We start from the raw sequence: 13,371 nt of genomic DNA on the forward strand, positions 1-13,371 counted from the left end.
AGGCGGCCGCCGCGGCGCCGCCGCCCGCCGCGCCCGCGCGCGACGAACAGGCCTGGCCGCGCGCCTCCGGCATCCTGCCTTTCCAGATGGGGCTGCCGGCGCTGGACGCGTTCCCGCGCAAGCTCTGGGCGCGGCTCGGGGCCCGGCAGTTGCGCGGCCTGCAGGCGCCAGAGCTTGCCTATCCGCCCAGCGGTGGCCTGCCGGCCCTGCGCAGCGCGACGGCCGCTTATCTGCAAGTGGCGCGCGGCATCCATTGCCAGCCTTCGCAGGTGTTCATCACCTCCGGCTACAACCACACCCTGCGCCTGATTCTGCAGGCCCTGTTCGAGCCGGGCGACCGCGTCTGGATGGAAGACCCGGGTTATCCGCCCACGCGGCTGCTGCTGGAACAGGCGCGTTTGCAGGCGGTGCCCGTGCCCGTGGACCACGACGGCCTCGTCGTCGGCGCGGGCATCGAACGGGCGCCGCGGGCCCGTGGCGCGGTGGTGACGCCGGCCCACCAAAGCCCCTTGTGCATGTCGCTCTCGCTGCCGCGGCGGCAGGCGCTGCTGGATTGGGCCGAACGCAGCGGCGCCTGGATCGTGGAAGACGATTACGACGGCGAATACCGCTACGTCAGCCGGCCCTTGCCGGCCTTGAAGAGCCTGGACACGCAGGGGCGGGTGCTTTACGCGGGCACGTTCAGCAAGGTGCTGTTTCCCGGCTTGCGCCTGGCCTATCTGGTGGTGCCCGAAGCGCAGGCCGCCCGCTTCGAGCAGTTCTGCTGGCTGGCCGGCGGCGCGCCGGCGCTGACCCAGGCGATCCTGGGCGCCTTCATGGCGGAAGGACACTTCGGCCGCCACATCCAGCGCATGCGCCGGCTTTACGGAGAACGGCGCGACTCGGCCGCGGCGGGGCTGGCCGCCGCGCTCGGGACGCGCATGCGGATAGAGCCGCAGCCGGGCGGCATGCACCTGGTGGCGCGGATGGAAGGAAACCAGGCCGACCGGCCGCTGGCGCGGCGGATGCTGGAGCAGGGGCTGTACGCGGAAGCGCTGTCGCGCTGGTTCGCGGCGCCGGACGGGCAGTCCGGGCTGCTGCTCAGCTTCACCAACATCGCGTCCGAAGCGCAGGCGCGGGAACTGGGCCTGCGCATCCGGGCATTGATGTAGCGGCGGCCGGGGCGCGGCCTATTGCAGGCCGGCCTTGTCCAGGCCGTACGCCGCGTCGGCCGAGCCCGGCACGGTCCTGAAGGTCACGCCCAGGCGGTTCCAGCCGTTGATGCAGACGATCAGCCAGGTGAGGTCGGAGATCTCCGTCTCGGAAAAATGTTCCCGCGCCGCGCTGTAGGCCTCGTCGGACACGCCATGGGCGGGCAGGGCGGTCACGATTTCAGTCCACGCCAGGGCGGCCCGTTCGCGCGGCGAGAACAGTGTGGACTCGCGCCAGACGGCGACGTGGTGCAGCCGCAGTTCGCGTTCGCCCGCGATCCTGGCCTGCTTGACGTGCATGTCCACGCAAAAGCCGCAGCCATTGATCTGCGAAGCGCGGAGGTCGACCAGATGGCCGAACTCCCGGGCCATCGGGGATTTCTTGAGCGCGGTGCTGAAGTCCAGGTACTTCCTGGACAATTCCGCCGAGATGTCGAAGTAATTCAATCGTTGGGTCATGTTCCTGCCTGTCTGTGTTGCCGAGAGGAATCTCGAGCCGCCAGGATGCGGCGGATTGGCCTAGCCCGGAAGTGCCATGAATGGTGTTTCCGGCTGGGCCATGTTCGATGCCCCGGCGGTTGAATCCACGGCGCCGCCCGGCTATAAGCTTGAAGCGGGGGCCGATACTTGCGCCCCGCCTGTCGACGAAGCCCAGTCCCATGCCGCTGCCTCCTCCCCATGACGAACATGTCGCCAGCCAATCCGCGGCGTCCGCCCGCGTGCAAGCCGGGCCGGGGTCCTGTCTGGAAGTGTTCCTGGCCTTCCTGCGCCTGGGGCTGACGTCCTTCGGCGGGCCGGTGGCGCACCTGGCCTACTTCCGCGCCGAATTCGTGGACCGGCGGCGCTGGCTGGACGATTACGCGTATTCCGACCTGGTGGCGCTGTGCCAGTTCCTGCCCGGACCAGCCAGCAGCCAGGTCGGCATGGCCATCGGCCTGAAGCGCGCGGGCTGGACGGGCATGCTGGCCGCGTGGGCGGCGTTCACGCTGCCCACCGCCATCGCGCTCGCGCTCTTCGCGCTGGGGCTCGGGCATTTCGGCTGGCTGTCCGGATCCGCCGCCATCCATGGCCTGAAGATCGCCGCGGTGGCCATCGTCGCGCAGGCGGTCTGGGGCATGGGCCGCTCGCTCTGCCCCGACCGGCCGCGCGCCGGGCTGGCGGTGGCTTGCGCGCTCATCACCGTGGCGCTGCCGACCGCGCTGGGGCAACTGGCCGCCATCCTGCTGGGCGCCGTCGTCGGCGCCGCCGCGCTCAAGGTGCCGGCGCGCCCCTCGCTGGCCTCCGAGGCGACGGGCGTATCCCGCCGCGCGGGCTACGCGGCCCTGGCGCTGTTCGTGCTGCTGCTGGCCGCGTTGCCGGCCTGGGCCGCGATCAGCGATGAGCCGCTGGCGGCGCAACTGGCCGGCTTCTACCGGGCGGGCGCCCTGGTATTCGGCGGCGGCCACGTGGTGCTGCCCCTGCTGGAATCCGCGTCGGTCGCCGGCGGCATGGTGTCCAACGCCGATTTCCTGGCGGGCTACGGCGCGGCGCAGGCCATGCCCGGTCCGCTGTTCGCCTTCGCCGCCTTCCTGGGCGCGATGTCGTCCGGCCCGCTGTCGGGCTGGGCCGGCGGGCTGGCGCTCTTGATCGCCATCTTCCTGCCGGGCGCGCTCCTGGTAGCGGCCGCGCTGCCGTTCTGGGACAGCCTGCGGCTGCGGCCCGGCGTGCGCAACATGATCGCGGGCGTGAACGCCAGCGTGGTGGGCATCCTGCTGTCGGCCCTGTACGACCCGGTCTGGATCGGCGGCATCCTGGGCCGCGCCGACTTCGCGCTGGCCCTGCTGCTGTTCGCGCTGCTGGTCTATGCCCGGTGGTCGCCCGTCTGGGTGGTGCTGGCGGCCGCGGCGGGCGGATGGGCGCTGGGCTGGCTGGGCTAGGCCGGCCCGGGCCTCAGGCCTGCCAGCGCGGCTGGCGCTTCTGCAGGAAGGCGTCGATGCCTTCGCGGGCGTCCGCCTCCATCATGTTGCGGGCCATCACGTCGCCGGCGTAGTCGTACGCGTCGGCCAGCGCCATTTGCCGCTGCTTGTAGAACATGCGCTTGCCGTAGCGGATGGCGGCCGGGCTCTTCGCCAGGATGTCGCCGGCCAGCGCCCGCACGCGCCCGTCGAGTTCGGCGTCCGGCACGGCGTCGTTGATCAGGCCCCAGTCCCTGGCCTGGGCCGCGTCGATGAACCGCGCCGTCACCAGCATTTCGAATGCGCGCTTGGCCGACACGTTGCGGCTCAGGGCCACCGCGGGCGTCGAGCAGAACAGCCCCACGTTGATGCCCGACACCGCGAAGCTCGCCGTGTCGGCCGCGATTGCAAGGTCGCAACTGGCCACCAGTTGGCAGCCCGCCGCGGTGGCGATGCCGCGCACCTTGGCGATGACGGGCACGGGCAGCGCCTGCAGGCCCTGCATGACGCTGCCGCATTTCCTGAACAGTTCGCGGTAGTAGTCCAGCGAAGGCTGGCTGCGCATTTCGCGCAGATCGTGGCCGGCGCAGAACGCGCGGCCCGTGGATTCCAGCACGACGCAGCGCACATCGCCGTCGCGGGCCAGGGCGTCTATCTCCGCCTGCAGGGCGGCCAGCATGGCCTCGGAAAGCGCGTTGAATTGGCCGGGCCGGTTCAGGCGCAGCGTCACCACGCCGCCCTCGGCCGCGCGCGCCAGGATCGGCTGTTCCGCCGTGTCGTCGATGCTCATGTCGCCTCCAGGTTGGGGTATCCCTGGATACTACGGCCTGTTCCCGCCAAAAGGAACCAGCCTTCGCGACATGCCCGCGGACAGGCACAGCAGCGGCGCCACGACGGCCGCGCCGACCAGGGCCATCGCCGCCTGCGGCGGCATGCCGCTGTCGAGCAGCGCCGTGGCGATGAGCGCCGATCCGCTCATCTGGAACAGCCCGTACACCGCGGCGGCGGTGCCGGCGCGTTCGGCGAAGGGCTCCAGCGCCAGGCTCAGGCCGGAACCCAGCGCCAGCGAAAAGCCCACGGTCAGCACGGCCACCGGCAGCATGAAGACCCAGGCGGACAGGGGCATCCACAGCCACGCCGCGAGGTGCATGGCGGAAGCCAGCAGCAGGGCGGCCATGCCCACGCGCACCATGGTGTGCCGGCCGTAGCGGGCGATGAAGGCGGGCGCGAGGAAGAAGGCGCCGATGTTGATGGCCGCGTTGCCGCCGAACCAGGCGGAGAATCCCAGTTCGGAATAACCCAGTTGCTGCACCAGCACCACCGGCGCCGCGGCCACGAACACCAGGATCATCGCCATGCCGGCCATGCCGAAGGCGGCGAAATACAGAAAGCGTCCGCTTGCGACGATGGGCGCGTAGCGGCGCGGGCTGTACAGCGCGCCCCCCGGCCGGGCGGCCGTCGCGCGGGTTTCTTCGAAGCGGACCGCGAGCAGGGCGGCCAGGGCCAGCGCGAACAGCACCATGAAGACGAAGGCGCTGCGCCAGCCCGCGTGCACCGCCAGCGCGCCGCCCACCATCGGCGCCAGCGCGGGCACGGTGCACAGCGCGCCGTTCAGATAGCTGTAGACGCGCGCGCCCACGGCCGGGCTGAAGCAGTCGCGCACCGCGGCGAAGGCCACCAGCGAAGCCGAGCAGGCGCCGATACCCTGGATCACGCGCGCGGCATAGAAGACCTCCAGCGACCCGGCGGCCGCCCCGAGCGCCGAGCCCAGCAGGTAGGCCAGCGCGCCGCCCAGCGCGACGGGCCGCCGGCCATAGCGGTCGGCCAGCGGCCCGATCAGCATCTGCCCCACGCCCACCGCGAAGATGAACAGTGTGATGCTGGTTTGCAGCGCGGTGACGGGCCGGCCGAAATCCTCGGCCATGGCGGGCAGCGACGGAAGATAGATGTCTATGCCCATCGGCGTGAGCGTGACCAGCCCCATCAGGAGGCCGATCAGCCAGCGTTGGCCCCGGGGAGATAATGCAGACTTCATGGCAGGCTCGGGGTTCATCGCGAACCCGGGAAAACCCGATATTATCCACGAACGGAGGTAGAATCTTCCGCATGAACGCGCCCGCCCTCCGACCCCGCATCGTCATCCTATATTGCACCCAGTGCCAGTGGTTGCTGCGCGCCGCCTGGATGGCCCAGGAGCTGCTGTCCACCTTTTCCACCGATCTGGGCGAAGTGGTGCTGCAACCGGGCACCGGGGGCATCTTCCAGATCACCTACAACGGCGATCTGATCTGGGACCGCAAGAGCGACGGCGGTTTTCCCGAAGCCAAGGTGCTGAAGCAGCGCGTGCGCGACCGGCTCGATCCGGGCCGGCCGCTGGGCCATATCGACGGCCACCCGGCCGGCCCCGCGCTCACGCCCGGCGCCTGATCACGCGGCCGGCTCCGACCCCAGCGCCTCGCGCTCCCTGCGCTGCCGGAACGCCGATGCCGCCAGCAAGGCGATCAGCCCGGCGCACGCCACCACGAAACCCAGGCTGATGGGCCGCGACACGAAGATCGACAGGTCGCCGCGCGACAGCAGCAGGGCGCGGCGGAAGTTCTCTTCGACCATGGGCCCGAGCACGAATCCCAGCAGCAACGGCGCCGGCTCGAAGCGCAGGCGGATCAGCGCATAGCCGGCCGCGCCGAACACCGTCACCATCGCCACGTCGAACAGGTTGTTGTTCGTGCTGTAGACCCCCACGCAGACGAAGAACAGCGCGGCGGGGAACAGGTAGCGGAACGGCACGGTCAGCAGGCGCACCCACATGCCGATCAGCGGCAGGTTCAAGAGCAGCAGCAGCACGTTGCCCACCCAGAAGCTGGCGATCAGCCCCCAGAACATATCCGCGTGCTCCACCATCATCTGCGGCCCCGGCTGGATGCCGTGGATGATCAGCGCGCCCAGCATCAGGGCCATCACCGGATCGCCTGGAATGCCCAGGCTCATGGTCGGGATGAAGCTGGTCTGCGTCGAGGCGCTGGTGGCCGCCTCCGGACCGGCGATGCCTTCGATGGCGCCGCGCCCGAATCGGCGCGGGTCGCGCGCCACTTTCTTTTCGGTGGCGTACGAAATGAAAGAGGCGATGGTCGGCCCGGTGCCGGGCAGGATGCCGAACGCGGCGCCGATCGCCGTGCCACGCACGAGCGCGCCCCGCGACTGCCGGATGTCGCCCGCTTCCGGCCGCATCGACTTCATGCTGATCTTCGCGGCGGTGACCTTGCCGCCGCCGCCGATGCGGTTGATGTTCTTCAGGAAGTCCGCCACGCCGAACAGGCCCATGGCCAGCGCCACGATCTGCAGTCCGTCGGACAGCTCCAGGATGCCGAAATGGAAGCGCATCGTTCCCGTGTTGACGTCGGTGCCGACCACCCCCAGCAGCAGGCCCACCACCACCATGGCCACGCCCTTGATCGCCGAACCCTTGGCCAGCGTCGCGCCCGCCAGCAGGCCCAGCATCATCATCGAGAAGTATTCGGCGGGGCCGAACTTGAAGGCCACGTCCACCAGCAGCGGCGAGAACAGGATCATGGCCAGAATGCCCACCGACGCCCCGCAGAACGACGAGAACATCAACATGAACAGCGCCGAGCCCGCCTTGCCGTTGCGCGCCAGCGGATTGCCGTCCAGGCACGCCACCGCGTGCGACGCGGTGCCGGGCAGGTTCAGCATGATCGAGGTGATGCCGCCGCCGTACTGCGAGCCGTAGTAGATGCCGGACAGCATCACCAGCGCCGCCGTGGGCGTCATGGTGTAGGTGAGCGGCAGCAGGATGGAGATCGCCGCCAGCACGCCCATGCCGGGCAGCACGCCGATCAGGTTGCCCATGAACACGCCGAAGACGGCCCACATGAGATTGTCCAGCGCGAAGGCGACGGAAAACCCGTGCATCAGATTGTTGAGTATGTCCATCGCTCAGCCCCAGCGGAACAGGGGAAACTGCAATTGCAGCGCCCACGAAAAAACGGCCACGCCCAGCACCGTCACGCCCGCCGCGAGCAGGGCCGCGCTGCGCAGCGTGTGCTGGCGGTCGCCCAGCGCCGAGATGAACACCAGCGCGAAGGTGGCGGGCACCAGGCCGCCGTACTTGCCGGCCACGATGAAGGTCAGCAGGCCGCCGATAATGCAGCCCCAGCCGCGCCATTCCGGCGGCGGCAGGTCTTCGGCATCGTCCTCGGCGGCGGGCGCCGCGGCCATCCGGGCGATGATCAGGCCCAGCATCACCAGCAGCGCGCCCAGGATCGCGGGGAACATCCCCGGTCCCATGCGCGCCAGGGTGCCCAGGCTGTACGTGGCCGCCTGCGCGATGGCGCCCAGGCCCAGCACGATCATCGTGCCCGCGGCCCACGCCTCGCGCCGCAGGGCGCTGCGTTTGGATTGCATTGTCTCGTCCTCCCCTTGTTGTGCCTTCGTCTGACATATGTCTGAACAAAAACTGACTGTGTAATGAATGGGGGAGTCTAGAAATCCAAACTTCCGTTCAGCTTTCAGACAGTTCGGGAAGCGCCTGGAACTACCTTGTTTCCGCGAAAAATGGGGGAAATCCCTAGGAACATGCCGGGGTCCGGCGCGCGCCGGGCGGGCGGTTTCGGGCCTTCGACGGCGCGACGCCGGCGGGAACGACGGGCAGGCGAGGGCGGCCAAATGGCCGGGCAGGCATCATCCGCTGGCTATTTCATTCAAAATCGTGCTAAAATACGACAATTAGCAGCAAAAACAATAATTATGCTGCCACACAGCAGCCGGGCCGGGAGGTCCGGCCGCGTCTTTGCCAGCGTGGCCTGCGTGGTTGTTCCCCCGCGTCCAGCAATGGATCCGCATCCACGGCACGCTCGAATCCGCGTATCGCGCTTGTGCGGGGGAAGCCATGCGCCCTGAATAGGAGAACGCTCATGTCTCATCAACTGGTCGGCAAGAAATGGCGCTTCGAGATTCCTCCCCTGGACTGGAAGGCGCCCGAGGCCAAGAAAGACACTGACATCAATGCCGTTCCCGCGGATGCCGAATCCACCGAGGACACCGAAGCCCTGCGTTCCTCCGCGTAAGGCCTGACTCCGCCGCGCCCCGCCGCGGCGCTTGCGCTCGAACGCCCCGGACGGCGCGCCGTCCGGGGCGATCTTCTCTTTCCCGCGCTTTTTCCATCCGCAGTTTCCGCCCGGGCCCCGCGCCCGGCGGCGGCATGCGCCTGGGCGCCGGGCGCCGCCCGGCATCGCCCTCCCTGACAGCGAGTATCTGGAATGCCTGAAAGCACATCGAGCCATCAACCGGTTAGGCCTTTCATCTATGCCACGACCACGTCGCGGTCCCTGATGTTCTCGCGCGGCGAGATCCAGAGCCGCATGTGGACCAAGGACCCCTATGCGCTGAACCTGGAGTACACGCGCATCATGATGGGGTTCCTGCTGCTGAACCCCGAACCTCGCCGGATCGCCATGATCGGGCTGGGAGGCGGCTCCCTCGCGAAGTTCTGCCATCGCTACCTGCCGTCGGCCCGGATCGACGTCTTCGAGATCAATCCGCACGTCATCGCCTTGCGCGATTCGTTCCTGGTGCCCGAGGACGACGCGCGCTTCGCCGTGCTGCAAGGCGACGGCGCCGAACTCATCCACCGATACCGCGACGAGTACGACGCGGTGCTGGTGGACGGCTACGACATCAACGGCATACCGGCGCAGCTCACCAGCGATGCGTTCTACGACGGGTGCTTCCACGCCTTGGCCGCCAACGGGCTGATGGTGGGCAACTTCCATGCGTCGAATTTCAACTACCGGCGCTATCTGGGCCGCATCAGGCAGCGCTTCGCCGGATCCGTCATCGAGGTCAGCGACACCTCGCTGGCCCACAGCATCGTGTTCGCCTGCAAGGGCGACCTGCTCAAGCGCCGCACGGGCCTGCCCGGCCGCAAGCCCGAGGCCATGAGCGCCGACCTGTGGTCGCGCATCGCGCCGGGGCTCTGGCCGCTGCTGGACTGAACCGGCGCGTGCCGGGCGCGCCGCCGCGCTACGGCGCGTGCGTCACCACCCGGTTGCGTCCTTGCTGCTTCGCGGCATAGAGCGCCGCGTCCGCCGCCTGGAACGCCGCGCCCACTTCGGCGCCGGCCGACGGCCATTGCGCCACCCCGGCCGACAGCGTGATGCCCGACGTGCCATGCAGGCTGCGCGTCTCCATGCTTTTGCGCAGCCGCTCGGCCACGTTGGCCGCTTCCTTCGCGCCGGCGCCGGGCAGCAGGATCAGGAATTCCTCGCCGCCGTTGCGACAGAGCACGTCCGACGGGCGCGAACATTCGCGCATGAGCTGCGCCAATCCGCGGATCACTTCGTCGCCCACCGTGTGGCCGTAAGTGTCGTTGACCCGCTTGAAGTGGTCGATGTCCAGCGCGATCACGCCGAATGGCGCGCGCGCGGCCTGCAGCCGTTCCACCGCCGCCTGCAGGCCGCGCCGGTTGTGCAGGCCGGTCAGCGGATCGGTGATGCTGGCCTGGTTCAGTTTGCCGATTTCATCCTGCAGGCTCGTGAAGCTGCGGATCACGGCGCGCTTCAGGCGCTGGGCTTCGAAGTACCAGGCCTTCACGGACTGGACCCGCTGCATCGCGATGGCCACCTCCTCGTGCTCGACGTTGGTGGCCAGTTGCGACAGCGGCTGCGAGATCTTGCGCGCGCACCACCAGATGGCCAGCAGGAAGGCGATGGCGAACGGCGCCGCATAGCCGATCAACGCCCAGATCAGTTTGTCCAGCGGCTCCAGCGTCGCCTGGGCGGGCCGCTGCGCGATCACGCCCCAGCCGCTCAAGGGGACGCCCGCGTAGCCGGCCAGCATGTCCACGCCCCGCGTATTGACCAGGCGCTGCGCGCCGGCCTGGCCGCGCACTACCGCCGCCACCGCCGGGTTGGCGGTGATGCTCTCCCCGACGCGGGCGGTGTCCTCGTGATAGATCAGCCGGCCCTCGTTGTCGACCACATACAGATAGGAGCCGTCCTGGTAATGGTGCTTGCCCAGCAGCGTATGCAAGGCGCCTTCCTGGCTCAGGTAGATGGTGCCCGCGACATAGCCCAGGTAGCGGCCGTCATCCGAACGGATAGGGTGCGAGACGTTGATCAGTTGTTTGCCGGTCAGGGAAACATAGAGCTTGCTGACCAGCGGCTTGCGCGCCTGCAGCGCCGCGAGGCTGCCGGCGCTGTCGACACGGGTGCCCACGAATCCGCGCAAGCTGTTCGAGGCGGCGAGGAGAATGCCGTCGGCCCGCACGATGGCGACGGTGTTGAAGCTGTCGGACTGTTCCTGCAGGCGCGAAGCTTCGGCGGCCAGCAGTTCGGGAACGTCGAGGCGGACCGACAGGTGGCGGGCGCTGTATTCCAACTGCCGCAGGGCCGACTTGAGAAAGGCGCCCGCGCTCTCCGCCAGCTTGGCGGCATAGACGCGGTTGGATTCCAGCGTGTTCGAGATGAGCTGTTCGCGCTGCACGCGATAGCTGGCGTAGAGCGTATTCGCGGTGGCGACGAGGGCGCTGAATATGGTGAGCGCAAGCACAAGCCCGCGCAGGTGGATTCGCATGGAGAGAGACCGGTCGGGCAGGGATGCTGGCCGCGATTTTACCGTGGACCGGAATCCGGTTCGTCCAGCAGCCGGGCCGCCGGGGAGAGGGCCGCCGATCCCGCGCGGAAGTAGCCCATGACGGTGGCCACGCTGGCGTGCCCGGTCAAGGCCATGGTGTCGCCCAGCGGCACGTTCTGGCGGCCCGCTTCGGTCACGAAGCCGGAACGCAGGCTGTGCGCCGAAAAATCGCCTTCCAGGCCGGCCAGCCGGCAGCGCTCCTGCACGATGTCGCGCAGGGCCGCGGCGGCCAGCGGTTCGCCCACCACGTCCCCGCGGCGCACACGGCGAAACAGCGGGCCTTGCGTAATCCCGCTGGCGCGCAGCCAGGCGTCCAGTGCCTGCGCCGCCATGCCGACGATGGGCTTCTGGTCGTTCGCGCGGTTTGCGCCGGCCTGGTTGGTCTTGGAATGCGCCAGCGAATACAGGAAACCGTCGGCGGTGCGCGCGGTGTTCTCGACCGTGGCGCGCACCACTTCGGAACGCCGCCTGCCGCCGCTGGCCCAGGCGAACAGCAGCAGGGCGCGGTCGCGCACGCCGCGCAGGGAATCGTCGCAGGTGGCCAGCAGGGCCTGCAGCGGTTCGCGCGTCAGGGCGACCTTCTTGGCGGGGGCCGCGCCGCGGCGGGCGTAGGCGCGGCGTGTTTTGGCCAGCAGTTCGCGCACCCGGGCGTCGCGGCAGGGATTGGGGTGCCCGCGCAATTCATGAGCCTTGGACAGCACGGACAGGCGCTGCAACAGCGTATTCAGGCTGGGCGCGCCCAGTTTGCCCTTGGCCTTCAGGCGGACCAGTTCGCGGTCCAGCGCCGGCGGCAGTTCCCATTGCAGCCCTTGCCCGGTCGACCGCTGCGCGTGGTCGACCACGAACTGGACGACCGCGGTTGGCGGAAGGGGCAGGGCGAAGGGCTGGCCGTAGCGCAGTTCGAACCAGGCCGTCCAGTAGCGGATCGCGGCGCGGTAGCTGGCGGCGGTATTGGCCGAACTGCCTTCGCGCATCAGGTCGCGCACGGCGGCATCGGCCTGGGCGTCCAGCGCGCGCGGGTCCAGGACGGGCAGCGGGGCTTGCAGGGTCAGGGTCATCGGATTCCGGCGTCAGGGATTCGGGCGTTACAGCGCGGGCGCGCCGGAGACTTTCCGGCCAATCCTGCATATTATAAATATACATACATATACTGTATGATATCTAACATAGATATAGAATTACTCCCGATAAGGTTCCATTATCGTGGGTAATTATCCGGAACGTGCCAAAAATTTGACGGAGTCCGCCCATGGCCACGGGAATCACCGAAACAGACGTGTGGAGCGCCGCCGACGCCTTGCTGCTGGAAGGCGCCCGCCCCACGATCGAGCGCGTGCGCCAGAAGATCGGCCGCGGCTCCCCGAATACCGTCAGCCCCTATCTGGAAACCTGGTTCCGGTCGCTGGGCGCGCGCATCAAGGATCCCGGCGCGTTCGCCGCGTCGCCGGCCATTCCGGACCCCATCGCCCGGGCCGCGGCCCATTTCTGGGAAGCGGCCCTGTCCGAAGCCCGGGCGGAGCAGGCCCGGACGTACCGCGAACGCTGGGAAGAACTGGCGCGGGAAGGCGAGAGGCTGGCGGCCGACGCGGAACAACTGCAACGGCGCGAAGCCGGGCTCGCGCAGCGCGAACGGGACCTTCAGGAAACGCTCAAGGTGGCCGCCTCGCAATTGGCGGCCGCCGAAGACCGCCTGCAAGCGGCCGAACTGCAATTGCGGCAGCGCGACGCGCAGCTTGAACAACATGGGGTGCAGCTCGCGGATGCCCGCGCCGCCGCGCAGGCCTTGCTGGCGGACGCGGAAAAAGCGCGCGGCCGGCAGGCGCAGGCCCTGGAGGCGCTGGAGGCCCGCCATGCGGCCCATGAACGCCGCTGGCTGAACGAACTGGACGGCGAGCGCGGCGCCGTCAAGCGCCTGCAGGCCCGCCTGGACGAAGCGCAGGCCGCCGGCCAGCAGCAACTGGCCCAGGCCCGCAAGGCCCTGGCCGAAGAACAGGAACTGCGGCGCCAGGCGGAGCAGGGCGCGCAAGCATTGCGCGCCGAGGCCCAGGAAAACCGGATACGCCACGAATCCGACTTGGCCGCCGCCCAGGGCGGCGCGGCGGCCGCCCGGGAACGCGAACACGCCCTGGAAACAAGGTTGGCCGCCGCCGAAGCCCGGGCGGCCGATTTCCTCGAGCAACTGAAATCGAAGGACGGACAACTGGGCGAAATGGCCCGGCACCTGATGGCGCTGGCCGCGGGCGACGCGGCCAAGGGCGCGCAGGCGGATACCGCCCAGCCCTGACGCCCGCAAGGCTGGGATCATCGTGGCGTGCGCGCCAGGGCGCCGAGATCGCGGCCCCGGGCGGGCCGCGCTAATGCCCCGGATGGACGCCCTGGAAGGGTTCGTTGTTGGGCTCGCCGAAGTTCGAGGAATGGTAGTTGGCCGGATCCGCGGACGTGGCGCCGCCCGAGTGAGGCGAACTGGAACCGTAGGAACCGGCCCCGGAGCAGCCGGCCAGCAAAAGGGCCAGCAACACGCTGGCGGTGGTCAGAGTCCTCATGGCGAATCTCCTGGAGATGCCTGCCGGAAACGGGGCAGGGAACCCATCCCCGGC

The 13,371-nt window shown here is 69.1% G+C and carries 14 protein-coding genes; 6 read left to right on the forward strand and 8 right to left on the reverse strand.

The window, feature by feature from the left end; all coding sequences use genetic code 11:
* A partial coding sequence (locus AVE30378_RS00005; protein WP_165360035.1) for an aminotransferase-like domain-containing protein occupies window positions 1-1,151 on the forward strand: 1,151 nt, incomplete at its 5' end.
* Between the two features lie 18 nt (window positions 1,152-1,169).
* On the opposite strand, the gene AVE30378_RS00010 is transcribed toward AVE30378_RS00005, so the two are convergent.
* Window positions 1,170-1,649 carry a carboxymuconolactone decarboxylase family protein gene (locus AVE30378_RS00010; protein ID WP_129238723.1) on the reverse strand — a complete coding sequence of 160 codons (480 nt, stop codon included), beginning with the start codon at window positions 1,647-1,649 and terminating at the stop codon, window positions 1,170-1,172.
* A gap of 200 nt (window positions 1,650-1,849) precedes the next feature.
* Here AVE30378_RS00010 and chrA point away from each other — a divergent pair, with 200 nt between their 5' ends.
* Entirely contained in the window at window positions 1,850-3,106 is a 1,257-nt protein-coding gene (chrA, locus tag AVE30378_RS00015) for a chromate efflux transporter (RefSeq protein ID WP_129238724.1), read from the forward strand.
* A 13-nt stretch (window positions 3,107-3,119) separates the two neighbouring features.
* Here chrA and AVE30378_RS00020 read toward each other — a convergent pair whose 3' ends face one another.
* Together AVE30378_RS00020 and AVE30378_RS00025 are read right to left on the reverse strand one after the other, a co-directional pair.
* On the reverse strand, window positions 3,120-3,914 hold the full coding sequence (locus AVE30378_RS00020; protein WP_129238725.1) for an enoyl-CoA hydratase: 795 nt from the start codon (window positions 3,912-3,914) through the stop codon (window positions 3,120-3,122).
* Window positions 3,915-3,944: 30 nt separating this feature from the next.
* Complete coding sequence (locus tag AVE30378_RS00025) at window positions 3,945-5,159, reverse strand: multidrug effflux MFS transporter (RefSeq protein WP_129238726.1); 1,215 nt, start codon at window positions 5,157-5,159, stop codon at window positions 3,945-3,947.
* A gap of 71 nt (window positions 5,160-5,230) precedes the next feature.
* Between AVE30378_RS00025 and AVE30378_RS00030 the strand changes: the two genes are divergently transcribed.
* Entirely contained in the window at window positions 5,231-5,551 is a 321-nt protein-coding gene (locus AVE30378_RS00030; protein ID WP_129238727.1) for an Rdx family protein, read from the forward strand.
* Here the strand turns inward: AVE30378_RS00030 and AVE30378_RS00035 are convergent, their stop codons facing one another.
* Both AVE30378_RS00035 and AVE30378_RS00040 read right to left on the reverse strand, forming a co-directional pair.
* Entirely contained in the window at window positions 5,552-7,075 is a 1,524-nt protein-coding gene (locus AVE30378_RS00035) for a tripartite tricarboxylate transporter permease (RefSeq protein ID WP_129238728.1), read from the reverse strand. It abuts the gene before it with no gap.
* Window positions 7,076-7,078: 3 nt separating this feature from the next.
* Window positions 7,079-7,546: a tripartite tricarboxylate transporter TctB family protein gene (locus AVE30378_RS00040; protein ID WP_129238729.1), complete on the reverse strand. Its 468-nt coding sequence runs from the start codon at window positions 7,544-7,546 to the stop codon at window positions 7,079-7,081.
* A gap of 509 nt (window positions 7,547-8,055) precedes the next feature.
* Here AVE30378_RS00040 and AVE30378_RS32510 point away from each other — a divergent pair.
* Both AVE30378_RS32510 and AVE30378_RS00045 read left to right on the forward strand, forming a co-directional pair.
* On the forward strand, window positions 8,056-8,208 hold the full coding sequence (locus AVE30378_RS32510; RefSeq protein WP_165360036.1) for a hypothetical protein: 153 nt from the start codon (window positions 8,056-8,058) through the stop codon (window positions 8,206-8,208).
* A gap of 192 nt (window positions 8,209-8,400) precedes the next feature.
* The gene (locus AVE30378_RS00045) at window positions 8,401-9,135 is read left to right on the forward strand and encodes a spermine/spermidine synthase domain-containing protein (RefSeq protein WP_129238730.1); all 735 of its coding nucleotides are present in this window, start codon (window positions 8,401-8,403) and stop codon (window positions 9,133-9,135) included.
* Window positions 9,136-9,163: 28 nt separating this feature from the next.
* On the opposite strand, the gene AVE30378_RS00050 is transcribed toward AVE30378_RS00045, so the two are convergent.
* Window positions 9,164-10,714 (reverse strand): sensor domain-containing diguanylate cyclase, encoded by a 1,551-nt coding sequence (locus AVE30378_RS00050; protein WP_129238731.1) that lies wholly within the window; start codon window positions 10,712-10,714, stop codon window positions 9,164-9,166.
* 38 nt (window positions 10,715-10,752) lie between these two features.
* A complete protein-coding gene (locus AVE30378_RS00055) occupies window positions 10,753-11,832 on the reverse strand; it encodes a site-specific integrase (protein WP_129238732.1) in 1,080 nt (359 codons plus the stop codon).
* 191 nt (window positions 11,833-12,023) lie between these two features.
* Here AVE30378_RS00055 and AVE30378_RS00060 point away from each other — a divergent pair, with 191 nt between their 5' ends.
* Window positions 12,024-13,058 carry a DNA-binding protein gene (locus AVE30378_RS00060; RefSeq protein WP_129238733.1) on the forward strand — a complete coding sequence of 345 codons (1,035 nt, stop codon included), beginning with the start codon at window positions 12,024-12,026 and terminating at the stop codon, window positions 13,056-13,058.
* Window positions 13,059-13,128: 70 nt separating this feature from the next.
* Here AVE30378_RS00060 and AVE30378_RS00065 read toward each other — a convergent pair whose 3' ends face one another.
* Window positions 13,129-13,317 carry a hypothetical protein gene (locus AVE30378_RS00065; protein ID WP_129238734.1) on the reverse strand — a complete coding sequence of 63 codons (189 nt, stop codon included), beginning with the start codon at window positions 13,315-13,317 and terminating at the stop codon, window positions 13,129-13,131.
* Window positions 13,318-13,371 lie beyond the last annotated feature (54 nt).

The sequence above is a fragment of the Achromobacter veterisilvae genome, assembly GCF_900496975.1.
Taxonomy (GTDB): Bacteria; Pseudomonadota; Gammaproteobacteria; order Burkholderiales; family Burkholderiaceae_B; genus Achromobacter; species Achromobacter veterisilvae.